Source organism: Nonomuraea sp. NPDC000554 (genome assembly GCF_040300065.1).
In the GTDB taxonomy this organism is placed as follows: Bacteria; Actinomycetota; Actinomycetes; order Streptosporangiales; family Streptosporangiaceae; genus Nonomuraea.
The window spans coordinates 36,105-62,169 of record NZ_JBEPDC010000031.1; the positions used below are offsets into that span (position 1 = coordinate 36,105).

At 64.4% G+C, this 26,065-nt stretch carries 20 protein-coding genes; 8 read left to right on the forward strand and 12 right to left on the reverse strand.

Annotated features, from left to right (window positions below):
* Window positions 1-41: 41 nt before the first annotated feature.
* The 4 genes from ABT294_RS40985 to ABT294_RS41000 are packed head-to-tail and all read right to left on the reverse strand — an operon-like array spanning window position 42 to window position 2,879.
* Entirely contained in the window at window positions 42-830 is a 789-nt protein-coding gene (locus ABT294_RS40985; protein ID WP_350811854.1) for a hypothetical protein, read from the reverse strand.
* Window positions 821-1,042, reverse strand: coding sequence for an actinodefensin-associated protein B (gene adfB, locus ABT294_RS40990; RefSeq protein WP_350811855.1), 222 nt, complete (start codon window positions 1,040-1,042; stop codon window positions 821-823). Before adfB ends, ABT294_RS40985 begins: the two co-directional genes overlap by 10 nt.
* Entirely contained in the window at window positions 1,039-2,499 is a 1,461-nt protein-coding gene (locus ABT294_RS40995) for a hypothetical protein (RefSeq protein ID WP_350811856.1), read from the reverse strand. The genes adfB and ABT294_RS40995 overlap by 4 nt, the downstream gene beginning before the upstream one ends.
* Window positions 2,496-2,879: a lasso peptide biosynthesis protein gene (locus tag ABT294_RS41000; RefSeq protein ID WP_350811857.1), complete on the reverse strand. Its 384-nt coding sequence runs from the start codon at window positions 2,877-2,879 to the stop codon at window positions 2,496-2,498. The genes ABT294_RS40995 and ABT294_RS41000 overlap by 4 nt, the downstream gene beginning before the upstream one ends.
* 678 nt (window positions 2,880-3,557) lie before the next feature.
* Between ABT294_RS41000 and ABT294_RS41005 the strand changes: the two genes are divergently transcribed.
* Together ABT294_RS41005 and ABT294_RS41010 are read left to right on the forward strand one after the other, a co-directional pair.
* Window positions 3,558-4,037: a winged helix-turn-helix domain-containing protein gene (locus tag ABT294_RS41005; protein WP_350811858.1), complete on the forward strand. Its 480-nt coding sequence runs from the start codon at window positions 3,558-3,560 to the stop codon at window positions 4,035-4,037.
* Between the two features lie 30 nt (window positions 4,038-4,067).
* Complete coding sequence (locus ABT294_RS41010; RefSeq protein ID WP_350811859.1) at window positions 4,068-4,559, forward strand: transposase; 492 nt, start codon at window positions 4,068-4,070, stop codon at window positions 4,557-4,559.
* A gap of 14 nt (window positions 4,560-4,573) precedes the next feature.
* Here ABT294_RS41010 and ABT294_RS41015 read toward each other — a convergent pair whose 3' ends face one another.
* The 5 genes from ABT294_RS41015 to ABT294_RS41035 all read right to left on the reverse strand — a co-directional run bounded on the left by ABT294_RS41015 (window position 4,574) and on the right by ABT294_RS41035 (window position 9,840).
* Complete coding sequence (locus ABT294_RS41015) at window positions 4,574-5,491, reverse strand: IS630 family transposase (RefSeq protein WP_350811860.1); 918 nt, start codon at window positions 5,489-5,491, stop codon at window positions 4,574-4,576.
* A gap of 165 nt (window positions 5,492-5,656) precedes the next feature.
* Entirely contained in the window at window positions 5,657-6,571 is a 915-nt protein-coding gene (locus tag ABT294_RS41020; protein WP_350811861.1) for an ABC-2 membrane transporter-related protein, read from the reverse strand.
* Between the two features lie 58 nt (window positions 6,572-6,629).
* Complete coding sequence (locus tag ABT294_RS41025; RefSeq protein WP_350811862.1) at window positions 6,630-7,538, reverse strand: ABC-2 membrane transporter-related protein; 909 nt, start codon at window positions 7,536-7,538, stop codon at window positions 6,630-6,632.
* Window positions 7,539-7,579: 41 nt separating this feature from the next.
* Window positions 7,580-8,485 (reverse strand): ABC transporter ATP-binding protein, encoded by a 906-nt coding sequence (locus ABT294_RS41030; RefSeq protein ID WP_350811863.1) that lies wholly within the window; start codon window positions 8,483-8,485, stop codon window positions 7,580-7,582.
* An 8-nt stretch (window positions 8,486-8,493) separates the two neighbouring features.
* A complete protein-coding gene (locus tag ABT294_RS41035; protein WP_350811864.1) occupies window positions 8,494-9,840 on the reverse strand; it encodes an NB-ARC domain-containing protein in 1,347 nt (448 codons plus the stop codon).
* 871 nt (window positions 9,841-10,711) lie between these two features.
* Here ABT294_RS41035 and ABT294_RS41040 point away from each other — a divergent pair.
* On the forward strand, window positions 10,712-11,191 hold the full coding sequence (locus ABT294_RS41040; RefSeq protein ID WP_350811865.1) for a hypothetical protein: 480 nt from the start codon (window positions 10,712-10,714) through the stop codon (window positions 11,189-11,191).
* Between the two features lie 1,318 nt (window positions 11,192-12,509).
* On the opposite strand, the gene ABT294_RS41045 is transcribed toward ABT294_RS41040, so the two are convergent.
* A complete protein-coding gene (locus tag ABT294_RS41045) occupies window positions 12,510-12,881 on the reverse strand; it encodes a hypothetical protein (protein ID WP_350811866.1) in 372 nt (123 codons plus the stop codon).
* A 132-nt stretch (window positions 12,882-13,013) separates the two neighbouring features.
* Entirely contained in the window at window positions 13,014-20,279 is a 7,266-nt protein-coding gene (locus ABT294_RS41050; RefSeq protein WP_350811867.1) for an RHS repeat-associated core domain-containing protein, read from the reverse strand.
* 1,046 nt (window positions 20,280-21,325) lie between these two features.
* On the opposite strand from ABT294_RS41050, the gene ABT294_RS41055 reads away from it, so the two are divergent.
* The 3 genes from ABT294_RS41055 (at window position 21,326) to ABT294_RS41065 (ending at window position 24,100) form a co-directional block, all read left to right on the forward strand.
* Complete coding sequence (locus ABT294_RS41055; protein WP_350811868.1) at window positions 21,326-23,224, forward strand: DUF6571 family protein; 1,899 nt, start codon at window positions 21,326-21,328, stop codon at window positions 23,222-23,224.
* Between the two features lie 77 nt (window positions 23,225-23,301).
* A complete protein-coding gene (locus ABT294_RS41060; protein ID WP_350811869.1) occupies window positions 23,302-23,793 on the forward strand; it encodes a hypothetical protein in 492 nt (163 codons plus the stop codon).
* Between the two features lie 4 nt (window positions 23,794-23,797).
* Window positions 23,798-24,100: a hypothetical protein gene (locus tag ABT294_RS41065; RefSeq protein ID WP_350811870.1), complete on the forward strand. Its 303-nt coding sequence runs from the start codon at window positions 23,798-23,800 to the stop codon at window positions 24,098-24,100.
* 112 nt (window positions 24,101-24,212) lie between these two features.
* Here the strand turns inward: ABT294_RS41065 and ABT294_RS41070 are convergent, their stop codons facing one another.
* A complete protein-coding gene (locus ABT294_RS41070) occupies window positions 24,213-25,022 on the reverse strand; it encodes a GntR family transcriptional regulator (RefSeq protein ID WP_350811871.1) in 810 nt (269 codons plus the stop codon).
* On the opposite strand from ABT294_RS41070, the gene ABT294_RS41075 reads away from it, so the two are divergent.
* Both ABT294_RS41075 and ABT294_RS41080 read left to right on the forward strand, forming a co-directional pair.
* Window positions 24,975-25,472 (forward strand): hypothetical protein, encoded by a 498-nt coding sequence (locus tag ABT294_RS41075; RefSeq protein ID WP_350811942.1) that lies wholly within the window; start codon window positions 24,975-24,977, stop codon window positions 25,470-25,472. The two genes, ABT294_RS41070 and ABT294_RS41075, sit on opposite strands and share 48 nt — an antisense overlap.
* 55 nt (window positions 25,473-25,527) lie before the next feature.
* Window positions 25,528-25,791, forward strand: a complete 264-nt coding sequence (locus tag ABT294_RS41080) for a hypothetical protein (RefSeq protein WP_350811872.1) — start codon at window positions 25,528-25,530, stop codon at window positions 25,789-25,791.
* The last annotated feature ends 274 nt before the right edge of the window (window positions 25,792-26,065 follow it).

The window sequence follows — 26,065 nt, forward strand, 5'->3', positions numbered from 1 at the left end:
CCCCCGGAGCGATTTCCTGGTGCGACCGGGTCTGACTGAGGTCACCCGTCACTCGCCACCGCCGTCGCGGAAATCGTCACAGACTCAATCAGCCGCTTGACTGCCCCGATTCCCTCGGCGGGCGCGCAAACGACTTTCCCTTCGGCGTCCAATCCGACCGCGCACGGAATGCCGAGTCCCTCCACCTCCGCCGGGAGCTTCTCCCGCATGGCCACGGTGACCATCTCGATCGTCCTGTGCCGGATCGGGTCCATCTTCGCGATCAGTTCCTTGAGGGCCTGGCACGCTGGGCAGTCATCGGCCCCATACATGCGCACCCCGTAGATGCGCTCGTCGCACGGTCGCATCGCCGTCTCGGCGGTCTCACGGCGTCGATCAAGGAGCAGAATCAGTCCGAATGTGACGACGGCGGCACCGGCGGTGACACCGAGCCGCGCCGCCACAGAAGACGGCCCAGCACCGCCGGCAACGGCCACCATCGTGGCGACGACCGCCCCCACCGCGTTCAGAGACACATGGGTCCGCCCCACGGCCGCCAGGCGCGCAGCACCGAAACAGGCGCACTTCTGACCACGCAGCCAGAATGCGACCACAGCCAGCGACGCATAGGCTACCGCGACGGCGACAGCCGCCCATTTCTCGCTCGCCAGGTTCGCGATCGCCGCCACGGTGAGCTCGGCGACACCCACGAGTTTCGGACCATGAGGTGCGCGCAAAATGGGGTGGCGAATCGGCCACTGCAGCTTCTCCGCGGGAGAAAACAACTTCGCCAGGCCCGCGGCCACCATGGGGCCCGCGAGGATACCCAGCACGACGTCGGTTACTGACATAAGTCGTTCCCCTCGACGATCAGCCATCCGATGTGCCGCATCTGCTCGACGAGTTCTCCCCGCGGCTGCTCGGCGCCTTCGAGAATGCTCCGGAGCAGCGTCATCTCGGCCTCGCCGAGCTCCGCCGTCCCGAGCGTCAGTTTGTCCATCATGATCGCGCCTCCGAGCGGAAGAGGCGTCACGATGATGTGCGGTGCCACTCGTGCGCTCATGCTCGTTTCCTCAGCCATTGGTCGAGCCACACCAGCCGCAGCAGGGGCATGACCTGGTTAGCCAATTCGCGCCCGTCGTACAGCACGGCCGCAACGCGCTGCGGATTGACCAGCCCCAGGTCGGCCAGGGCGCACTCCGTCTCAAGCTGCCGGACTATCTTGTCGCGTTCCCGGATGAGATAGGCACCGGCGGCGGCTCTGATCCAGAATCCAGGCGACGCGTCGCGGACAGTCGCAATTTCGCGGGCCTTGAGCGCCTGCCTCATCGGCAGGTGTCTGACCAGCATGCCTTTGCGAATTCTCGCCAGCTCCACGGGCTTGAGGGCGGCAGCGGAGGAGAGCACCGAATTGCTGAGGGCGGGGGTGGCCAGGGGCCCACGCTCGGCAAGCCCGGTAAGCGCCCGGCCAAGTACCGGGTCGAGAAAATCCAGGTGGTCCTTCCACACGCCCAGGGTGCCGCGGCGGGTGGAGGCGAGCGCGTCGCCAGCCGCTGCGGTGAGTCCTGGGAGCCCGGCGGGCTTCGGCGATGGAGGCGGCGGCGCGCCGGTGGGCTGCGAGTCCTCCGTCCCCACGCCGCGACGGTGGACCATTTGGTCCTTCAGCAGTTCACGAGCGGCGGCCAAGCCCCGCAACGTCCCGTGTACGTGGAACGGCTCGACCGTCAGTAGCCGCCAGTCCTTGACCCCCGCTTCGGCTTGGCCGAGCCGCGCCGAAATCAGGTCCTTCAGAAGCGCTCCGGTGACCACCGTGCCGCCGAATTCACGTTCCAGCGCAGCCACCATGCGCCGCCGGGCCTCCAGTTCCGGCATCGGGGGCAACGGCTCGTCGCCCGTTATGAGGTGGGGATCTAACAGCTCTCCGAGATCGACGTCGACCGCCTTCAGATCGAGTCCGTCGATTCCGTGCGGCAGGGTCCTTTCCCGGCGGTCGCGAATGACGCCGTGAAGCAAGGGAGGCTGCAAGCCTGCGTTCACCGCGCAGCAGGCGAGAAAGGTCGAGGACAGCCCACCGCTGTAGGCGATGGCGAAATCGTCGCCCAGGCGTGCCAGCATCCCCGTTACCGCCTGCTGGAATGTCAGGTGTTGCGGAAGCGTGGGCTGTCGTCTGCTCACCGTCACGCCAGCTCTGTCGACCTGCACCACGGCGCCTATCGGCAGGCGCGTGACGCCGGGGATCGGGCTGTAGTCGGGAGCTACCTGATATCCGTCCGCTATGGTCAGCAGCGTTCCGGCGTCCGGAACGGGTATGCCGTCACCAGCGTGGAATGCCCTAAGATCACACGACCATTCAAGACGGCCCATGCCTACCCGGTAATAGACGGGGGAGGACTCCAGGCTCGCCAGGCTGAGTTCGAAGCTGGTGTCGGTGACAACGGCCCGGTTGCCCGCCTCTGGCGCTGAGGGAGAGGCATTGATTCTGCCGTCCGTGAACTCGACGACATTGAGCGAACTATTCATGGAAGCGCAGCGACCTCGACATATTCTTCCCTTACCGGGAGAGACGTGCTGACCACCCGGCCGTCACATTCCACCCAGGCGTGAAGACCTGGAGGGGGATTCGCGGCGAACGACTCTCTGCCCACGTGAAAAGTGGCTTCGAATCCTATTAATCTCAGACCCGCCGTCAGGTAGAGCGCGTCCTCGATCGGATCGAGGAATCCCACGGAGCAGCGCTGGGCAAGCCGAAGCGCGGCCACCGCATTGCCGACATCCCCACCCCCCAGGAAACGGCTTCTCTTGACCTCCGGCCACTCCATCAGCAAATAGGAACCGTTAGCGGAACGGCTCTTCTCGAGGAATCGTATTGCCGCACGGGAAGCCCGTAGAGCCCTGATCATTTCATCACCCTTCCGCCTGGGCGGTCGCCAGCGACGATGGCCCGTTAGACATTCCTAACGGGCCATCACGCCGGAATGCTATGACTACTCAGAAGCTATTCTCAGCAGTAGGCGCACGTCCACCAGTCGCAGTTGAGGCAAACAGTCTGATTGCAGCAGTCTGAATCCCATGCGCAACTGTAGCCCGGACCAACGCATGACTCCGCCACCGCAGTGGTCTCCGAGTGGAGGTGCTGCTGGAGCGCACCGCCGCCAACCCGGGAACCAATCGCAGTAATCGTCATTTCTCCCCCCTTCCGATGCTCGCATAAGCCCTGGTTTCAATGACCATCCAGTCATTGACGCAGTCACGTTAACAGGACAAGAGCCGTCTTCACAATAATGCAAATCTTGTCCCGGACTGTCCGGTCAGCAAACCTGCATTCGGGTTGCAAACACAAAGAATTGCTGATCCCTGACTCAGATTGTCAAGATCTAATCAGTTCACGGGTTTCTGGACTATCGAAGGTTCTCGCTGATGTAGGCCAGGTGGGGATCTGCGAAGAACGACCGCACCAGCGCGGGCATCTTCTGTAACCGCCGCAGCGCGCCCGGAGCGAGGGCTTTGAGTTCCTACAGGTTGAATTCGTAGAGTCATAGGGTCGTGACTGGTCGCTGTATCGGGTGTACGACTGAGGCATGCGGTACGGGCAGAGGGGCGGGTACACACCCGCCGAGCAGAAGCGGCGGGAGCGATTACGGCTGGGGGCGGCCGGGCGGTTCGAGGATGGACAGAGCACCAAGGACGTCGCTCGTGAGCTGCGGGTGCACGAGCGGACGGTGGCCAGGTGGCGCAGGGCCTGGCTGGAGGGCGGCGTCGAGGCACTGCGATCCAAGGGGCCGGTGTCACCGGAGAAGCTGTCGGACCGGCAGTGGGCGCGATTGGAGGCCGAGTTGAACCGGGGCCCGCTGGCGCACGGGTTCGGCGACGACCAGCGCTGGACGCTGGCACGGGTCAAGACGCTGATCGGCAAGCTGTTTCACATCGGGTACACCATCGAGGGTGTCGGCAAGCTGCTGCGGCGGCACGGCTGGTCGGTGCAGGTGCCGGTGCAGCGCGCCTGGAGCGCGCTGAGGAGGCCATCGCCGCCCGGCGGCAGGAGGTGTGGCCGGCCGTAAAGCACCTGGGCGCCGCGGGGTGCCCGGCCGGTGGTGACCGTGCATGGCAGGCAGACCGGCCGGGTCAACATCGCCGGCCTCGTCTGCTACCGGCCCGGCCATCGACCGCACCTGCTGTACAAGCTGCTCATCTACCACGGCCGCAAGGGCGAGCCGAAGAGCTTCGCCTGGAGCGACTACCGCGACCTGATCGTGGCCACCCACCAGCAGCTCGGCACTCCCCTCGTCTGGTGCTGGGACAACCTCAACGTGCACCTGGTCGCCGAGCTGACCGCGTTCGCCGAGGCCAACACCGACTGGCTGCGCATCTACCAGCTTCCGGCCTACGCCCCCGAGTTGAACCCCGCCGAGGGCATCTGGTCGCTACTCAAGCGCGCCACAGACAACTTCGCCGTCGCCGACCTGACCGGACTCGTCCGCGTCCTCAAACGCAAGCTCAAGAAGATCCAATACCGGCCACACCTGATCAACGGCTGCCTGGCCCAGACAGGACTCACGATCGAACATCCCTTGAACACATGACCGGCTCTACGAATTCAACCTGTGTAAACGCCACGGGCACCGGCGCGGGCGATCCGGTCGTGTTTGACGTTCTTCCAGACCCAATCATCAGGGTTGAGCTCGGGGGAATACGGCGGCAAGAAGAACAGCGACAGCCGGCCCTCGGTTGATTCGACGAACGCCTTGACCTTCTTGGCCCGGTGGACGCGGGAGTTGTCCACGATCAGGAACACCGGACGGTCCGCGTCGCCGATCAGGCGTTTGCAGAAGCCGATGAACGCATCGGCGTCCAGGCCCTGGTCGAACAGCTGGAACCGCAACTCGCCGCGCGGGCTGACGGCGGAGATCATCATCACCGAACGGCGGGCCCCGGTGGCGGCCACGACCGGGGTGCGCCCGATCGGGGCCCAAGTGGTGCCGGCGTGGTAGTCGGTGCGCACCGCCGCCTCATCAGCGAAGAACACCACCGCACCCAGCCGCCTGGCCTCGGCCGCGATGGCCGGGAGGGTGCGCTGCTTCCACTCGGCAACCGCAGCCACGTCCTGCTGGTAGGCCCGATACAGCGGCTTCTGCGTCGACATGCCCAGCTTGGCCAGCACGCGGCCAACGCTCACCAGTGACAGCTTCACCTTGAACTCGCGGCGGATCAGCTCGGCCACCATCGCCCGCGTCCACAACGCGAACCCGAAACTCAACTGGCGCGGATCATGACCCGCGATCAGCGCATACAGCCGGGCCAGCTGCGCGTCATTCAGCCTGGCGGCCGGCCCGCGGGTCTTCTTCGTGCGCAGCCCTTCCGGGCCCAACTCCCGGTAGTCCTGCAACCAGCCGAACACCGTCGCCCGCCCGAACCCGAGAATCTCCGCCACCAGATCCGGCGATTTCCCGCTCTCGATCAGCTGACACGCCCGCAGACGCTCCTCAAAACTGGCCCGCCGCCCCAACCTCGCCACGCATCAATCGTCCCACAAGCCACCGGAGAAAGTCCGAAAACCTATGAACTGATTAGATCTTGAGCACGTGAAGGCGTAGATCAGATCGCTGGCGGGTGGGTGGTTGCGGGGGCTTCCACCCACTGGCCGACGGCGGCGCCAGCACTCACGCTGGCGCCGCACCTGTCAAACGTTGGTGCGGCCGATACGCCACAGGGAAAGGCCCAGCATGACCACGATGAGCCCGCTGAACATCGTGAACTCGATCGCCTGGAAGGTCCACCAACGACTCGCCGGTTGAAAGTCGAAGGCGTATTTGTAGCCTCGCTTGATGAGGCACTCCTCCTGCTCCAGGCGGGCGAGGTCCCGGCCTTTGGAGCGCGACTCGGCACAGATGTGCGCGGGAACGGCCGCGGTTTCGCTTCCGCTCGGATCGAGCCACGTGCGTTTGAGGAGGAACCCACCCGCCTTCTGGACGGCCTTGGCATCGGCACTGACCATCCGCTCGGGCGCGACATAGTACGGCCGAGCGGAATGGGCCATCGTCATCAGCAGCAACACCGTGGCCATGACGATACCCATCGCCACCAGGGGACGGCGGGTGACCAGACCCGCCACCACACCCATCGCGCAGGCCAGCAGGCACCAGCCGACAGGCTGCAGGCCGCTAGAGTCGAAGGAGAACGGCTGCAGAACAGGGTCGTCGACCCCCCAGCCGGCATACGCCTGGCGCCACAGGCTCACCATGGCCGACAGCGCCAGCCCTATCACGGTCAACATGCCCAGGACCCAGCCAATCTGGACCGTCAGCCAGCGCCGGACGGGCACCGACTGGCTCCACGCCAGCTTCCCGGTCTTGCGTTCCAGTTCCTGGGCCACCAGGGGCGCCCCCCAGAACATGCCCGCCAACGCTGCAGCTATGAACGGAACGAAGGATAGGAAGAAGCTCATCCGGCCGCGCAGTTCCGCCAGTTCGGCGACGAAAGCGGCGCAGCTCTCACCGGGGCCGGGGCATCCGGGCGGCCCGTGTTCGGCGATCAGGACCTGGCCCTGCCAGGCGTTGACCGCCAGCACGATGGCCAATACCAAGAGCAGAGCCACAGAGACCAGGACATGTGCCCGATGCTGCCGCCATGCCAACCAGAGCACGAAAATCCCCTCACACCGCTCGAAGTCGCCGGGTGCGAACCACCGTCACCCCGGTCAGCAGCACTGCCATCCCGCCGAGCAGGGCCGCCTCCTTCCACTGGAATTCCCAGTACCGGCTGCTCGGATGGTGGTAGGTGACATAGCGATAGCCCTCCTCCTTCAGACACCGCAGATATCGGGGGTCGAGCGAATCCGCATACGCTGACAGGGGGCACTTCGGCGACGTCGGCTGTGCAACTTCCTTGCCGTCGGGCGGGAGCCACATCCCTTCCACCAGCAAATCTCGCGGGAACGCGTCCATATCCGCGGTTACGGAGCGCACCGGTTCCGCGTAAAAAGCCCGCAGGAGAACGAACACCGGCAGCACGACCAGACCCACCGATACGGCCACCACCAGTGCGGCGAGCGTACGACGGAACACGGCGCCAGCCGCCGCCCCCAAGGCGAACATGAAGATCCACCACGCGGTCGGGGACACCCCGGTCACGTTGAAGACGTCCACGGCCGCGAACCGCACCGGATATACCTGGTCGACCACACTCCGCCACCAGGAGACCATCCCGGAGAACGCCAGCCCGCCGATCAGCACGATCAGGAAGGCGATGCCGAGCTTGGCGCTCAGCCACTGCCGCAGGGTGATCGACTGCGTCCACACCAGCTTGCTGGTCCCCCGCTCGACCTCGCGGGCGATCATCGGCCCGCCCCAGAACGCCCCTACCAGGACGTGCGCCACCAGCGGCAGGACGCCGATGATCGTGTACACCAATTGGTAGCGGGCTTTCAGTGCCCACTGGAACTCCTCGCAGGCGTTCCCCGTGCCGGGGCAGACGCCACGCTGGGCGTGCGCGGAGATGTAGCTCTTCGCGTCCAGTCCCGTCACCAGCAGCAGCGCACCCATGGCGGCCAGCAGGACGGCCATGAAGATGATCTGTGCGCGTACCTGCCGCAACGCCAGCCAGGTCACGCCTGCCCCCCCGACATCGTGGCCTGCTCGGCCGGGCGGCCCGATTCGGGCCGCCGCAGATAACCCAGCACCAGCGGTTCCAGAGCCACCGGATCGACCCGCCATCCCTCCGGCACCGCCGAGGCCCCTGTCCGCACGATCAGCGACGCCTCCCCGTTCCGGCGGCGATCGGCGATGACGTCCGTGTCGGCGACCACCTGGCCAGCGTGATCGACCGGGCCGGTCAACAGCCGGTGGCCGGCCAGCACATCGTCGATCGCCCCGCTGAGCTGGACGCGTCCCCGGTTTAGGACGACCAGCCAGTCGCACGTGTCGGCCAGGTCCTCGACGATGTGCGAGGAAAATATCACCGTGATGCCCGAGTCGGCGCTCACCTCGCCCAGGTTCTGCAGCAGCTCCTCACGGGCCAGAGGATCCAGATCAGCCAGTGGCTCGTCGAGCACCAGTAGGTCAGGACGCTTAGCCACTGCCAGCGTCAACGCGACCTGGGTCCGCTGCCCCCCTGACAGCGCTTTCACCTTGCGGTCGAGCGGGATGTTCAGCCGGGCCAGCCGATCCTCGGCCAACGCCTGATCCCAGCTCGGATTGAGCTTACGGCCGAACGTGAGCATCTCGGAGACCTTGAAGCTCTCGTACAACGGCTTGTCCTGGGCCAGGAATCCCACGCGCGCCAGTGAGGGACCGTCCTGCCGCATCCGGGACCCGAAAATCTCGATATCGCCCGTCGTCGGCTTGCTCAAGCCGACGACCATGTTCATGAAGGTGCTCTTACCCGCCCCATTGGGCCCGACCAGCGCGACTGTACGGCCGACCGGGATCGACAGCGTGCAGTCACGCAACGCCCAAACCTTGCGGTAGCGCTTGCCGAGATGACTCACGGCCAGCGCGCTCTGCTCCGCCATTGTCTCCCTTACTCAGTAGTCGGAACGCTGATCATCTCGCCGAGATCCGTCCTGCGGCCGACCGGGAAATCCTCCACCAGCCATCGGTACGCCGAGGCTATCCGGTAACGGCCGGGCTCCGTGCTGTCCACGAGATGAGCGTCCAAAAGCTCCTCCAATGCCAGCATGGTGTCCGTCTCGTCCCTGCCGAGAGCATCTGCCAGCGCTGACAGCGGCGCCTCGGCCGAGCCCGCCCGGCCGAGCGCGGCCAGCACCCGCAGGGTCGATCGATCGACGAGGTCCAAGCTCGCCATCAGCCGGGCCCGGACGTCGATGCCGCTCATGCAGAGTTCGTCCAGGCCCCGCTGCCCGTCGTCGAGTCGGTCGGCCAGCGCACCGATCCGCCACGCGGGCCTGGCGGCCAGGCGCCGACCCGCAGCGCGAAGCAGGAGAGGCAGACGGCCGCACAAGTTGGCCAGGCGAGCCGGCTCCTCCTCTTCACCCGAAACCCGCTCCCGGCCGAGCTCCTCAGCCAGGAGCTCGACGGCGTCATCCAGCCCCAGCGGGCGAAGAGAGAGCAGCCGGGCCCCTGCCGGTACGGCACGGGCGGTGCGGGTGGTGACGAGGATGGTGGCCCGCCATCCCAGCGGAAGCAAGGGCTCTAGCTGGTCCGCCGAACGCACGTCGTCGCAGACCACCAGGATCTGCCGGTCGGCGAGCAGGGCCCGCAGGCGCGTCGCGGCCTCAACCCCCTCCGCGGACTCCTGTGGGCGGCCTTCCAGTTCCGCTACTAACCGATTCGCGAGCTCGTCAGGCCCGAGTGGCGGCACTCCGCTGACCGATCCCTGGAGGTTCACATAAAGGCAGCCTCCAGGAAAGCGACCGCGCAGGCGGTGTGCCACCTGAATCGCCAGCGCCGACTTCCCGACACCCGCAGGCCCCGTCAACGCGGTCACCGGCGCTCCCGCATCCGCCGAGCCGACGAGTCGCGCGAGCCGGTCAGACGCCTCGGCCCGGCCGACCAACGCGTTCGATCCCACCGGCAAAAGAGCGGAGCGGAGAATCGGATACGCGGGTCCTGCGGCAGTGGCAGCGGCTATCCGCCGCCTCGCCTCGACCCATGGGCGAGGGTCCTCTCCGCAGGCGCGTACCATCGCTGTCACCACGCTCTGGCGTGGCAGGCGATCCCGGTCCAGGGCGGCGGCGATCGTGCTCCTGGCGAGATGGTCGCCATTTTCCTGGGCCCGCACCGCGATTTGCCGATAGGTCAGCCCTACCCACTCTTTCAACTGCCTCAGGGCGGCGACGAACCCAGCGGGCGTATGCCTTTCCCGCGGGTCAACCAGGGACACCTTCATCGAATCTTGACCTGCCATCAGGACTGAATCCTCCTGGTCGGTCTTCTCTACGCCTCTCTGACCCGCCATCGCGCCTACCTATCGAGGAACAAGTCGAATACCGGTCGGTGAGCGAACACATCCCAACGTGGTTCCGGGCGAGACAGGCCCTCAATCCGACTTCTCAGTGTCGTAAAACCTGACTGTAGGGGCAATGGCGGAGGGCGGGCGAGCTTGACGTTTCACCTGACACCTAATTATCGCGGAGTTCAATGATCATCTGCTTTCTATCTATCCAAGATCGCGTCAGCAATGTGATAATCATCACGCTGGAAGCCCAGACAATCGCGACCAAGATCCATGATAGTCTTGCCTGTCCCATAACGGTCGGCCCCGGATGCCCTCAGTAGGGACCTGCGCCTGGCAGAGCGTGAACACTTGTAGTCCCGGACCAGACGGCACGCGGATGCGCCTGGCCGACTGGCGCGTCTTGTCGAACGTCGCGATGGGACGAGCATTTATGACCGGACGGTTGATCCCTGCGGGCCGGGGAAGGAGTGTCAAGCTCGGCCTCGCGTGTACGTTCGCCGGTCGCCGTTCCTCGATTATGCGTGGCCCCTGCGGTCAGAGCCGGGCTTGATACGGAGGAGCCGGTCTGCTGGGCTTGCCTGAGTCGATGATGTGCGAGGTGATCAGCCCCTCAGTCACCCATCAACGTCCGGGCTCGTGTGACGATCACCTCGGTGCCGGAGCGCTCCCGCCGGAGGCATGCTTCAACCTGGCTGTTTTCCCCTGGGCCCTACAACGCCACACAAGCTAAAGTCGGCAATGATTTCGTGGTATGAGGCGAGTCGCTCCCACTACTGGTTGGAGTAAAGGAGATGTCCCGATGAGATCTAGCCTCGTCTCCGTGGCTCTGGCATTCGCGCTCATCACCCCACTTGCCACCGGGTGCCGTTCCGAATTCTTTCCCAGCGAATCACGCGCTGCTCCCGAACTCATCGCTGACCTGCGGGGTACAGGAAGGGTGCTGGCGACCACCACGACCGAATGGTATTGGGATGGCCACACTGAGATCACAGACATCCCCGTGCTGGACGTCGGTGGGTCACGCTTCCATGATGCCCTTGACAAGGCACTGGGCATCCTTCGAGCGCGCGGATGGGAGGCCAAGGAGCCACCGCACCTCTGGCGTACACGCCTGGAGTCGGACAAATGGGACGGTATATGGATCACGGTTGAGCCCCTGATGAACTATGAGGAGGCGACTTCAGAGGGGCTCAATGAACAACTCGATACGTCCAACGCGACTCTTTTCAACCGCCTGATTGAGAGGAACACCTCCGGACATTTAATGGTCGTGGAAGCGCATCCTGATCCAGACAACTGACCGCGCCCGGGATGTTGCAGTCCAAGTCCTGGCACCTCAGAGCAGCTTCGATGATCTTTGCAGCCGTTCGATGGTGCCGGCGGGGTGGCCGGCTGGCCCGGAGAGGCCGCACGCCACCCAGCGGGCGGCGGGCGGCGGGCGGCGGCTTGACCGTCGTGGAGAAGAGTCTCATCCGGGCGACTGCATCGACTGCACTGATCGGTGCTGGCTTGAAGTGGGCAGACAGAAGGTCGCTGATCAGCGACGGCCCCCTACTGGCTGGAGCGCATCTCAGCCCACGCCAACGAACCGGTCGACGCATCGGCCATGACCACCGTGTTGGTGCCTGCGGCCGTCACATAGCGGCGTTCCGAGCAGTTGCAGGCCGCTCTGTAGCGCGAGGCCTTCCGGCGCGCCCCAGGCGACCAGGCGCAACCGGCTCAAGGATCTCGATGGGATGGCTTTCCACGACTGGGGCGGGGTTCATGCCGACTGCCGCGAGTTCATCACCATCCAGCGCACCACAGGCGATCTCGCACTGATCGTGACCGCCGACAAGTGATCAACACCGAGGCGATATGGGATCTGCTCACCCACTCCGATCTCAATCGCATCTGAGGAAGCACAGGTGACCTGGAGCCACCTCACTGTCAGAGGAAAGCTCGATCATGGTCCACAACTGGTCCACAGCCAGCGAGCGTCAACGAGAAGGGGCGGGACTCCATGAGACTGGAGGCCCGCCCGTTGCTGCGATGTTTGCCCTGGTCAGCGGCCCAAACCGCTGGTCAAGATCGAGTGCCCCCTGCAGGATTCGAACCTGCGCACCCGGCTCCGGAGAGGGTTGCGGGTTCGCTTGCAGACATGTCCCTGACCAGGCGCGATGCGTAGTTGTCACTTGGCCAGCGCCATCGATGGCCCACGAATGGCCCACGATCAATCTGGAGGCTTCTGCCGAGAAGGCAGGGTCGTCCAATTGACCTTACGGAGGATCGCTCTGCCTGACCGCGCCGAAGTCGAGCACAGCCTTACAGGGGCCCGAGCGTCGAGATCGCTCGTCAAGCTCCGAACACCCTGAGGTGCCGAATGGCCCGCCATGTTCCGGATGGTGATCTTGAAATATCTCGATTTGGGAATTTCGGTTGCGCCGAGGCCAAGTAAGCAGTTATATCCCCACCTGGGAGGGCTTCCTCTACCTGGCCACGATGATCGACTGCCACAGCAAGGCCGTCGTCGGCTGGGCGATGGCTGAAACCCGCAGACCTTCACTCATACACCCACAGTCACGCAGGCGAACAACTTAAAGATCTACCGATGCAGTACAAGGCACATTTAAATTCGGCTAAGATTGAAATTCTGCCAAGATGTCCATCTCCGAACCGTCATCCGACTTGCCGATAGTGATATTGACCACTTTGCCATCCCGCTCAGTGGTAACACCATCGATGAACCTGGGCCCCATATTTTCCTTTTCGCGATCGATCCGCTTCCATCCTTGGGATAGAAATTTCTCGACGAGCTTCTCACTGTCTGTTGCCGGGTCTGCAGTGAAGGACAGATGGCCGCCTTCTCCGGAATCGCAGTCGTTTCCTTCCTCGAGCGTAGCAGCGACAGACTCGGGGAGAAGTTTCGGCACAATCTGCTTAAGATCATGGATCTGCTGATCGGCTTCCGTGCGACATCCGGCTCCACAACCGGTCATCGCGACGGCCATGACGACTCCTACTACGACGGCATAGCTTTTTGCAAGGCGATTCATTGGATGAGACCACTTCCCGGAATTTCCGCAATGGTGGTTCAGAGGCAGGTCCGCCTCCACAGTCATCCTAGATGGAGGAGTCTTGGCTCACGCGCAGTTCGGAACATTCCCTGTCCTTCCCTGGCATTCATAGCGGCGCCGGGGGCTATGCAGTTGCCCTCTGTTCCAGAGATCCTCCGCAACGCCGAAGAGTTGATCAAACCAGACACCATAAGAGAATGCATAGTTATAGTGATAGTCCGCCGTCGCTCGTTTTTTGAACTCATTCAGTTGCTCTTTGTGGTTCTTCGCCCAGAGTCGCGCGACGCTGTTATTATAGGCATCCGCCTGCGTATCGCACTCTTTTTCATCCTTGCATTTCTCACCCTTTTCATGCGCGTCACCGAACTCCACCGCCGCTTTCTGCGATATCATGTACGCCAAGGAGGCCTGCCATAGAAAGTGGCGAACAGCATTCTCTTCGCCATACTGCCATTTTCTGTTCCTCCCCTTCCCCTTCAGGTAGATCGTTACCTCCAAAGAGATGCTCGCAGCTTCGCCACACTCGGACTTATTCTTTTTACACCATGCCCATTCGTCGTCGATGTCGATGGGGTCGTCATTGTAACGCCCACCCCCCGACCGGCCATGCTTCGGGCCGTTGGCAGGATGTTCGTCGAGTACCTCTCTGAGGAAGTCCCAATGCTTTTGGAGATCACGGTCCGACACAGTCGACGTCCAAGATCGCATATACACCTCCTGGACAAGGCTGCTGCCGTTCCAGAAACCAGCGGGCGCGGGCCTGCCATTGGGCATAAGCCCTTGACGTTTCGCCTCTTCGTCAGACATTAGGGGCTTGTTCAGATAGTCGTAGCCCGGAGAGGTGATGTAGTCAGACCACCACTGCTGGTTTGTGAAGGTTTCGGCGCACATGCCTCCGCTGCAGACGTATCCTCCGCCGCCAACGCAAACTCCGAAGGAACACATGTCGGCGATGCCTCCGGATCCGGTGCCACCGTATCCGGAAGTGCCAGAGTTGAACCCTCCAAAGGAGATGCCGGTCCCCCCGCCGCTTGTCGGGCTGCCGGAGTTTCCTCCCATGGTGTCGAAGCCGAGGCCGCTGGTGTAGTGGCCTGTGGGGTCGATGCCGGTGAGGGGTGAGGCGTTGGCGTAGGTGTAGCGGTTGGCTTGGACGGAGGGATTGGGGTTGAGGGTGGCGGTGTCCCGGGTGGTGAAGGTGCCGGTGCCGGGTTGGTACCAGCGGGCGTGCATGTTGACTTTGCCGGTGTCCGGGTCGGTGTATTCGCCTTGGTAGCCGAGGTTGGTTTTGGCGCCGGTTTGGGCGGTGACGGTGCCGAAGGGGTCGTAGGCGGTGGTGGTGGCCAGGTTGTTGGTGTCGTAGGTGGCTACGAGGTCGCCGTGCAGGTCGGTCATGGTGGCCAGGGCGGGGTTGGTGCCTTCCTGCTGGCCGAGCAGGGCACCGGATGCGTCCCGTCCGTACTTGGCCTGGATGCCGCCGCTGGTGTCGCTGATCGCGGCGAGGTCGTTGGCGAGGCCGGCGTAGGCGAAGGTCTGCTTGGTGGCGCCCTTGATGCGTGAGGTGACCCGGTCTAGGGCGTCGTAGCTGTAGAGGCTGTCGCCGTCGGCGATGAGGCGGTCGAAGGCGTCGAAGGTGAGCTGGGTGGTGGTGCCGTTCTTGGTCTCGGTGGCGAGGGTGCCGCGGGGGGTGTAGGTGTAGGTGGTGCCGTCGCCGGAGGTCAGGCGGTTGCGTTCGTCGTAGGTGTAGGTCTTGCCTCCGACCTTGGTGCGGTTGCCGGCCGCGTCCCAGCCGTAGGTGGTGGTCGCGCCGCCGGGGGCGGTCCACGAGGTCAGGCGTCCGGCGTGGTCGTAGGTGTAAGTGTTGGTGCCCGCTCCGGCCGTCCCTGTGGCGGTCTTGCTGGTGAGGTTGTCGTCCTTGTCATAGTCGTAGATGCTCTGGGCCAGCTGGGTACCAGTGGTGATACCGCCCTTGACCAGGGTCTGGGATGTCAGCCGGTCAACGGCGTCGTAGGTCAAGGCCTGCGTATCGGTGATGGTGCTGCCCTTGAATGCGGTCAGTGAGGTCAGGTTGCTGACCTCGTCGTAACCGTAGGTGAGCTTGCGGCCCGTGACCGGGTCGACGGCGGTGGCCAGCCTGCTCGCCTTGTCCCAGGTGTACGTGGACGTCCCGGCGGCGTCGACGCGCTGGGTGGGGTTGCCCAGTTCGTCGTAGGTGTAGGCGGTCTGCTGGACTGAGGCGCGGGTGATGGCCAGGGGGAGGCTGCGGTCGTTGTAGTCCACGGTCAGGTCGCCGATGGCCGTCTGGTGTCCTGCCAGGTCGTAGCCGAAGGTCCGTTCCGCGCTGGCCGCTCCTCCCCCGGCGCCGCTCTCCTTGGTGAGGCGTCCCAGGTGGTCGAAGGTGCGGTCGATGCGCACGCCACCCGGCTGGAGTTCGGCCACCGCGTTGCCCGCCTGGTCGTAGACGGCGGTCCAGGTCCGGTCGGCGGCGTTCGGGTGGGCGGTGGTGGACGGCTCGCTCACCGTCTCGACCAGGCCGAGACTGTTGTAGCTGGTCCAGGTGGCGTTGCCACGTCCGTCGGTCAGCCGGGTGCGGGCTCCGGTGGCGTCGTAGCCGAAGCTGGTGGTGATCGACTCGCTGTCGGAGACCGGCTCGATCAGCGACGTGACACGGCCTAACGCGTCGAAGGTCTGCTTGGTGACGTGCCCTTCGGGCGAGGTGGAACTGGTCGGGTTGCCCGCCGAGTCGTAGCCGATGCTGCTGGAGCGCACCGTGGCGCCTTTGTAGTCCAGGTCCTTGGTACCGATCTTGCGTCCGGCCAGGTCGTATTCGGCAGTGGTGGCGTTGCCACGCGCGTCGGTAATCTTGACCAGCCGTCCGGCCAGGTCGTAGTCCATGGTCGTCTTGTTGGTGGCCGGGTCGGTCTGCGTGAGGACCTCACCTGCGGCGTTGACCGTGTAGCTGGTGGTCCTGTTGCCGGGTGCCACCGTCTTGGTCAGGTAGCCGGCGTCGTCGTAGGTCATCGTGGTGATGTAGGACGCGGTGGCCGGCTTGCGCTCGATCACCGTCTGGGTGATCTGACGGCCCAGGTCGTCGAACGTGGCCTGCACGCGCGCGCCGTTCGGATCGACCGCGGCGAGCCTCTCCCCGACCAGGTCGTACTCAGTGATCCACCGGCCCGGCGTCTGACCGTCGGGGGCGGGATCGGTGACACGGACCTGGCGGCCGAGCTGATCGTAGTCGAACATGCGGACGTAACCGCGCGGGTCGGTGACGGAGATCAGCTGGCCGGCCTTGTCGTAGGCGTTCTTGGTCGTCGGGGTGACGGCCGTGCCACCGGGAGGCGTGTAGGCGGGGGCGCTCTGGCCGGTCAGGCGTCCGGCCTTGTCGAAGGTGGAGGTGAGGGTGCGGCTCTCGGCGTCGGTCTCGTGCGTCTTGGCGCCGAGCGTGTCGTAGCCGTAACGGGCGGTCGGATGAGCCGTGCTCGCCGAACCGGCCTTGTCCACCTTCACCTCGGGGCCGGTCGCCTCCACCAGACGGCCGAGCAGGTCGTAGCGCAGGGTGGTGGTGAAGTCAGCCTTGTTCGCTCCGGTGACGTTTCCGCGCGGGTCGGTACGAGCCGTGACCAGGCCGCGGTCGTCGTAGTCGGTGGTCGAGACCAGGTCCACAGCGCCGTTCTCGACGGTTTCCTTGGTGACCTGGTTCGCCTTGTTGTAGGCGTACTCGGTTATCTCCGTGCGGGTGCTTCCGATGCCGGTGCGGGTGGTCTTGAGAGTGTTGCCGTTAGCGTCATAGACGAAGACAGTCCTGCGGTTGAGCAGGCCGGGGGCGAACAGCTGAGAGGTCAGACGGCCTGTGGCGTCGTACTCGAACTCGGCCGTCGCGATACCGCCGCCGGTGATCAGCTTGGTCTCGTTGCCCGCGTTGTCGTAGGTGTGGTCCTCCAGCACGACGTCCCTGGGGGTGGTGGAGCCGTTCAGCTTGACGTCGTGGCCGATCTTCTGGGCGAGCCGGTTGTCGGCGAAGTACTTGTAGGACGTTATCCGTCCCATGGCGTCGACCTGGTCGCTCAGGCGTCCGCCCGCGTCGTAGTAGAACTGCTCCAGCACCACGTCCTTGGCGGGTTGCGGGTTGACCGGGCTGCCGATCCAGCCCTTGAGCGTGCGGGAGCTGAGCTCGCCGCGCTCGTTGTATCCGTTCTCCACAACCGTTCCGCGGGCGTCGGTCGTCCGTGCCAGCTGCCCGAGTGGGTTCCATTCCTGTCGGACGACGCCGCCCTCGGGGTCGGTGACTGCCTCCACCTGGCCATGAGTGTCATAGGTGTAGACGGTGGCGCGCTCGGCATCGCCGCCTGTCAGGTCGGCGATGGTGTCGCTGAGCTTGTTACCGTCCGGGTCGTAGGCGAAGGTCGTCCGCTTGGTGTGGGTGACGCCGAAGAGCTCGTTCTTCGCTCCAGGCTCGGTCTGTATGACGGGCCGGCTCAGTGCGTCGTAGGTGAAGGTGGTCTTCACCCCGTCCGGATGAGCCTGGGAAACGTCGGTCTTGGCGACCACCCGGCCGAGCGCGTCGTAGTCCAGCTTGGTGACCAGTCCCGCCGGGTCGGTCTGCTCGGCCAGGTCACCGGCCGCGGTGTAGCGGTACGTCCACGCGTTTCCCTTGGCGTCCGTACGCGTCTTTACCAGGCCTGCCGGCGTGGTGCCGCCGTTGACGGCGGGTTCGCTGCCATCGGTGTAGGTGGCGCTTGTGGAGCGGCCGTTGGGGAAGTCCGGCGTGGGCGGTGTCGTCTCCTTGGTCGGCTCTCCGTAGGTGTTGTAGTCGTAGGTGGTGGCGTAGGTGTTGTCGGTCGCGCTCGACGAACGCGCGTCCCGATTGGTGAGCTGACGGCCGTTGCGCGCGTCGAACTCGTCGTCTTTGTTCAGGTAGTACGTGGCGTACGCGGTCTGGCAGTTGTTCGCTGTGCGACATGAGGTGCCACTGAGTGGGTTGCCTCGCTTGTCATTCGACCACTTGACGACGTTCCCGTTCCGGTCGGTGACCTTGGCGAGGAAGCCACCGGTGTCGTACTCGTAGCTTGTCTTGAACTTTTTCTGATCGATCACATAGACCAAGCGGGAGACACGTCCGTCGTCATACCCGTACCTCAGCGTGCCGTTGCGCGGATCGGTGACAGTGACGATCGGGACCTTCGCCTCCCAGTCCGTGTCAGGCTTGCCCACCTGCCAGGTACCGCCGTAACGGTCGGTGTGTGTCTTGAGGCGGTCGGTGGCCGTGTCATAGGTGTTGACCGCCCGCGTCCGACCGGACGGCAGCGTGATCTTCTCCAGCTTGTTGGTGACCTTCGCCCGGCCCGCGTAGTGCGCCTCGATCTCTGCATCGGTCAGGGGCTTGTCGTAGAGCGCGAATTCGTCAATCGATCCCTTGAAAGCGAAGGCACCCGTGGTGTTGGGGCCACCCGGCACATCAGACCAGGAACTGGCACGGTCACCACTACCGACGAAGGAGTACGAACGATAATCCGGATAGAAGTCGCCGGTGACTTCGCCGACGGCACTGCCGTCTAGGAAGAGCTTCTGTCTGTTCGCGTCGACGTTGAGAACCACATGGTGCCATTGGTTATCGTTGACCGGATTCACAGTGGTCACCGGACTGTAAACCCAGTCACCGTTGCCGTTCCTGATATTCCCTAACTGGCCCCGCAAGCGGCCGTCGGTTCCGACGTAGAGCACAGGCTGCGTCGCCCCGAACTCATACCCGAATTCCCCAGCAGAAAATATGATGCCGTTCTGCGACGTTTTGAACCAGCCCTCGATCGACACCCGATCACGCAAGCGCGCCAGAATGTTACTCGGCAATTCCATATGCGACTTGGTGAAGACGGCAGCCGTATCGGTGCTCCCGTCCAGCGCGCCCGGCTGCCCCAGGGTTACATCCTTGTAGAAGCCAGAGGAGCCACTGCTGCCCTCATTGATCGGCGTCCCGAACTGTCCTTCTCCCAAACGGAAGTAGCCCACCGGCTCGGAATCCAGGACGATGCTCCGGTAGCGCGAACCATCTCCATAGGCGTAGCTCGTACAATTCGGCGCCGCCACCGGCGCGCAGACAGCGGTCAGATTGTCACCCGTATAGGTGTAGGTCCAGGTCAGGCTCTTGCCGTCGACCGGGTCGGTCGACACCGACGCCACCCGCGGGCCCTGCCATGTGAAGTGCAGCGAACGCCCACCGAGTGCGGTGACCTGACCGAGCTTGCCATCCCCTCCATAGACCAACGTCTGGCTGCGCCCTCGTGCGTCAACGATCTTTAGCAGTCGCCCCGACGCGTCAAAGTGATAGGAAGTCGACGACGTATCCATCAGCCGCCACCCGCCACCGGCCACATCTGCCAGCACCACATGCATGCCCGGAGGAGCCTGATACGTGCCATCACCCTTGGCTGCGAACCTGACCCGGCTGCCGTTGGGGTAGGTGACCAGCAACCCGGTCACCGCTCCTGCCGCTGTCCGCTCCGCGACGATCTTCATGTCCCATGACGTCGACCACCCGGCTCCGAACATGCCGTCGACGCGTCCGTCCAAGCTGTTGTAGGTACGCACGACCGACAATGGCGGGCCAGCGACCACCACCCGCGCGTCGACCACAGTGGTGACATAGTTGCCCGACACCGGGGCGAACTCCTGTCCATCGGCGCCCAGTTCACCCAGATGAGCGCCCGTCAACGGCTGACGCGCACCCATCGTGATCAACTGCTTGGCCGACGTGGCGTCAGCGCCGCTTTCCGGGTCGGCGACGCGGACCCACCATTCGTACTGCTTGCCCCATTCCAGCTTGCCGGCAGGAACGCGCCAGGTGTCCTCCCCCATCTGGCCACCCGACTCCGCACACATCGGCGTCGGCGCAGGCTCGCTGGGGTCCTCAACGGGCCCCGGCTTCTCGCAGATCTTGAAAAAGAACTTCAAGTTCGCCTCGGTACCACCACCCAATCGGGTGGCCTTCACCGTCAGCAATGGCGTGACCGTCCCGATCAGCAAACCGTTGTCGGGATAAACGTCATCGATGATCGGGAAAGTGCTACCGGCCTGCGTCGACCGGTCCAGTTGCTCCGCACGCTCAACACCGGCAGGCAACTTCGACTCGGTCACCGCCCGAACCGCCGGGCGGACGTCCAACGGCAACGCACCACGGGGCCGGACCGGCTTTTTCGGCTTCGCGACGCGCTTCCTATCACTCGTCGCATCCACAGCCGAGGCAGTAACCAAGTTCGAGAGGTCGGCCGCCGCGCCCATGAGCTGCTTCGGCACATCAAAGACGTTCTGGTTATTGGCTGCCGTCGCCGTGTTCAACACCTGAGCCCATGCGGGGACCGTGGTAAGCGACAGCAGCCCAGGCAGTAAGAGACCGAGCACAGCGCCTGCTATCAAGCGCAGCGAACGACCCCATGACAAATACCGGCGCATACGCCGTCACACTCCGAACCACGCAGGGCACCTTTCGGCGCCGGACGAAGCTCCACCCCACCCGGCACGAACACGGGTTCCTGACACGTGCGGTCCGGAGCATGTTGCCAAACGGGCAAAGCGTAACTTCCGTCCGAATCGGCCACAAGATCCAAATAAGTTATATATAAGTCACGGAAGGTGACTTACCGCACCAGACCGTCACTCCTGGCCCAGTTCCCAGCGCCCCCATTCCCGGTCTGTTCCCAGAAGCCGCTGGACGGCTGGCCCGTCTTACTATCGCCGCAGGTCAGGGACGACATAGACTCCCGTTGCTTACCTGATTCCTAAAGCGGGTGCCGCAGGTTCAACCTGGTGCAGGTACGTCGAGCGGCGGGCTTCGACCCCCGGTCGCCGGGAAAGCGCGCTGACGAGCGCGATGAGCAAAGGCGACGAACCCAACTGTGGCGGCCGTACGGGTGCCTACCGTGCAGGTGACGCCGAAGATCCGCTGTAGCCGTCCGGACGGCGCAGGCGGGCGCCAAGCGGGAGGCGGGCTTGGGGATGCGAGCGGCCGATCACGCCCCCAGCCCAGCCGGCCGACCTACGCGGGCGGCCGTCTCTATGTCGACAGAAGTGAACCCAGAGAGCGAGTGCTGCGTACTTCCTGGCGTCTGGGCGCTTCAGATGCCGGGGATGAGCATGCTGTTACGCTATGCGCCCCTCGCTAGGGGTTTTGGGTTGTGGGAGGGTCCGGCTGTTGTCGAACATGCCGGAGACCCGCCATGACGACGCCTTCGCCGATTCCACAGCCGTCACCCGAACAACCGCCGTTACGTCCTCCGGGAGATCCTCCGGCTGGTGCCGACACGACTTCGGCGCCTCCCTCCCTGACTCCGCCAGCGGTCGCCCAGCCGACCGATTGGGGATACTCGGGAATCGACCCGAAGCTGATGGGTGACTTCGAACGCGACCTCGGCCAGGCGGAGGCCACGCTCGGCAGGAACGAACCGCAGATCCGCCGCACGCTGCAGAACCTCGACCTGGACACCTCGCGACTGAACGCGATCAGGGAGTTCGGGAACTGGATCAGTGCCACACGTCCGGAGTTACGCCGCCGCAACGACACGGTCCAGGCGGTGAGCACGGAGTGGGGTCCCGCGGCACCCGATGGCATGAGGCCCTTCGACGAGGCCCTGTACAGCGGCGCCTCCGGCGATGCCGACGTGTACGCGGCCGCAGCCAAATTGAGCGAGCTCAACCAGTCCAGCGAGGTGGACGAGAAGACCGTCGCCCAATTGGAGAAGCGAGCGGGTGACGCGGAATTCGCCACGTCGCTGATGTACGCGCTCGGGACCGAGCGGTTTCGTCATCTCATGGCAGCGCTCGTCTACCAGAAGGACGCCAAGAAGCAGCGTGCACAGGTCGCGCTGGGCAAGGCGCTCGGCGCGGCCAGCTCACGGCTGAGCCCATCATGGCGGAAAGAGCTGCTCACGAACCTGAGGGTGCCGGTGGATCAGCACGCGCTCGCAGCACTGCTCCCCCACGGCACCTTCAACCGGGACTTCCTGGTGGCCGCGGCCAAAACACTGGAGGCTCTGGACCGCCAGACATCGCAGGACAACCGCTCCGGAGGCATCCCACAGGATCCGATGATCGACGTGATGAAAGCACTGGCCAACCACCCGAAAGCAGCCCAGGACTTCTTCGCCGGCGATCCCAGCGTGATGAAGCGCTATGTGACCGAACGCCCCATGTACGACGACGGGGCGGCCTTCGGCAAGGCACTGGAGGCCGCGACGATGACCTATCGAGACCGCGACGGCACACCCCAGGAACCGTCACCGGGCTTCACCTCGGCCGAGATCGCCTCGGACTTCATCCACTGGGACGCCCAGCGAATCCTCGCGGGCACCGAAGGCCCTTCCTTCGCGACCACCGGCACCACCGCCCGCATCCTCGCCGCCTACATCAACGACGTCAACCGCGCCACCAAGATGGCCGATGCCAGTGATTCAAAAATCTATGGGCCCGACCGCCCCTATCAGCCGAAAGAGGATAAGATCTGGGGCGCGCAGTTCAATAGAGAGGATCTGCGCAAGGTCATGGAAGACGCGTTCAAGCAGGACCCAAAGGCATTGGCCACGGTCCTGGCGGCCGAGACCGCATGGTCAAGAAAGCTGCTGGACTACGGCGCTGCACAGGCTGCAGATGGCACGGGCGTCAAAGCTCTAAAAACCAACGCGCAAGAAGTCGGAGCAGGCTTCGGGCTGATCACGGACGCCAGCGGGCTCGCCACCATCCAAAAGGGCAAGGAATTGGACGAGACGCAGGAGCGGAACATGAAGATATTCATGGCGGTGGTCAACACTGGTCTCGCGATTCCACAGGCAACCCCTTGGACGATAATAGCCGGAGTCGTGGGCGCGGGGAACAGTTTGATCGAAGACTCCGCCAAGACCGAAAAGAACGCGAACAAAGCGACGTACGACGCCAACACGGCGAAGGAGAAGGCGAAGTTCCTACTCGATCAAATGACCGTCGACGCTATGCTCAAGCACGAGCTGTTCGGCAAGGCCGAGCCTGCCGCCGCCCAGCATCCGTGGGGTTCTTTGGAGGGGCTGGGCAAGGGAGAAGACCCTCGGAAGTCACCCAACAACTTCTTGAGAGACGACGGGAACTCACTGATGACGCTGCATGAGATGGCTCCGTATCAGGGTGACATCCACCCACGGCTCCAGGCCTACCAACGATGGCTCTACGACGGCCTGGCCGGGGATCCATGGGAGAAGGTCGCCGGCGATTTGGACACGGGTTTCGAAAGAGGGTTCTCGGAGTACAAGCCGTCATGACGTCACGTCTAGCTTTCCCAGCCGCAATACTGGTCGCATTGGTCCTGCTCACCGCATGCCAGCAAGAAGACCCCCCGGTGAACAAGACGCCGCTTCCCTCGGCTGCAGCTCCACCCTATATCTGTGAATACATCCCGCTTGACGCGGTGCGACTGATGACCGGTGTGCACGATCCCATCGTCAGTGGGCGTTTCAACATGTCCGCGAGCGAAGGCTGGGGTTCCGGCGGATGCTTCGTCTACCAACCGACCGGAAACAAACCGAAGGTTCTGGACGTCACCTTGTCTCCCGGAGGCTCGGAAAAAGAGGCTGAATTCCAGATCAGCCAGGGGGCTCGGCGTCTACCAGAAATCGTCCCCGGCGCGGTCGGCTACTACGGTCAGAATGGCAGCGCTGATAATACCCAGGCCGCCGCGACCCTAGTACGCGGGCATGACCTTCTGATCGTGGAGTTGGTGCGGGGCGTCAAAGGGCGGGACAACACCGCCGACGTAGTGGCCCTGATGAAGCTGGTCGCGCCGAAGCTGATCCCCGACGCGACGCCCTCCCCGAAGAAGACGAAGGGCTGAGCCGATGGCCGCGATGGTCCGCAACCCGCTATACGAGGCGCTCCAGCAGGCTGTTCGCACGGTTGGCCCGATGATCGAGCAGATCGACGCCGACGTCGACCGTCCCTGCCGGATGTTCCATACCGGCAAGGTCTGGACTGGACCGACCGCCAAGCAGTTCGACGCCCAGCTCGCCCAGCACAGCGTCCGAGCCCGCACCTCCGGCCAAGCGATCATGGACGATTTGCGCCAGGCACTGGGCCACACGCCGAGCGAGGTGACCGAGGAAGAGGCCGCCTCGATCAGGCAGAAATACCGGCTCTCCTGAGCCCAACCGAAACGCCCGACGACATCGAATTTCAAGCCGTGCGCCGCTGCCGGCGAGGGATGTTGAAGCCCTTCGCCCAGGCCCGGAGGACCCCCCGGGTCACGGGTCGAGGTTAGGCGCCCTCCTCGGCGGATGGCTTGTCGGGGCTGGAGACGCGTCCCATCTTGCCGCTGTAGACCAACGTGAACCGGTCGGCCGGTACCACAATGTCAGCCGTCTCTACCTGCGTCTCCCCCGAGTAGTACGTACGCTGGATCGTCACCATGATCGAGCCGGGCGCGTGCCGTAGCCGCTCGCACTCCTCAGCCGTCCCGAGCCGTGCCCCGACTTCTTCCGCCCAGTCGTCAATGGGCATGCCGATGCTCAACATGCGCTCGGCCACTCCCCGGCCAGCCAGCATGCCGTCCTCCGGCAGCACGATGGGCGTCCCGCGCGTGACTACAAGCGGTTCCCAACTGGTCGAGAGCATGACCGGCTCTCCATCGGCCGAGAAGACGTAGTCAGTCCGAACCACATCTTCCACATCGCCCGTGGGCTCATCGAGGCCCAGGCGGTCGCGGATCTCCGGTGGAGCCTGGACCGTCCGCGACTCGTAGGTCCAGCCGGCCTCGCGGCCCTGCCGGTCCATGTCCTGCATGAACGGCGAGCCGTACGGCGTCGCTCGGTACCAAGCGCGGATGAGGCGTTGCGGCTCCCGAGGCAGCCGAACGAACGTGCCCGCCCCGGATCGTGCGACGGCGAGACCCTCGGAGATGAGCACCTTCAGCGCCTCGGAGGCGGTGGAGCGCGAGATGCCGAGATCGGTCGCGAGCCCTGGCACGGAGGGCAGGCGATCCCCTTCCCGCAACTCCCCCGACCTGATGCGTTCGCGCAGTTGATCAGCGACTCGCAGGTACAGAGGGCGCTCGTCTTCTCGATTCACGCGGGTAGCTTGACAGCCTTACCGGGCAGCTTCAAGCTTATCGGGATGCAGTGCAACCTACCCGAGAAGGTTTGGCGTTTGATGTATCGGCAGTCCCTATCCCCCATCCCGGACAGCATCGACAGCGTCGGAGTCTGGGCGCGTGGCGTCGCGCAGACCGAACGCCCGGATCTCGCAAGCGACGCTGAGCGGGTTGCCCGTGCCTTGGTATCCGCTGCCATTCGGCGCACCAAGCGAGGCGAACTCATCCACGCGCGGATCGAAGTCACCCGCGACAGCCTGCGCATCGAGGTTCACGATCCGGGCGGTTGTGACTACGTCGGGGGCTTCGAGACAGCTGAACTGTCCAATGCCACCACATCCTTTGGCGCGTCCGGAGACCACAGCGGGCATCGGGCGTGGGTAATCCTGCGCAGCCGCGGGGAGGCGCGTCATGACCTTGGTCAGTGATCACGGGGCAAGGCAGGACGGGAGCCGGGCATAGATGCCGGAAGATCAACCACGTATGACTTCCGCGCACGGTGCCCTGCTTGATGACCTGCACGGCGCGTTCAGGCGGTTCTACGTCTGGCGCGACGCTCAAGGCGGCTGGCGCGCAAGACCGCTGCCCAAGCTGACCCCCGAGGAGATCGCTTTCGGCATCCGGCAGGAGCTGGTGGCTGAAACGCCGTTGGAACTCGCCTTCGCGTGCACGTGGCAGCGCAGCCGCCGCAACGTCCACCGCTACTTGCAGGACTACGCCCTTGAGGGGCCGTGCCGTGGCTCCTGACGTCCCTGTCCCCCGGTGGGAGCCGTATCAGCGTCCACCACGAGATCGCCTTCGGATCACCGAGACCTCATGCTGCGGAGCGTACGAGTGGGCCTGCCAGGGAGGGCAGTTCCTCATCCTCCGGGCCAAGCAGCCCAACGGATATGAGGAGACCAGTAGAGGGCTTTATAGGCAGGCGCGCGCGGTCTGGGTTGTCCTCATCGCCGAGCACGCGCGGGAGCATCTGAGGGCCCGTGGGAGTCGCCACCAGAGAGCGAGCGGTGGACCGGCGGCG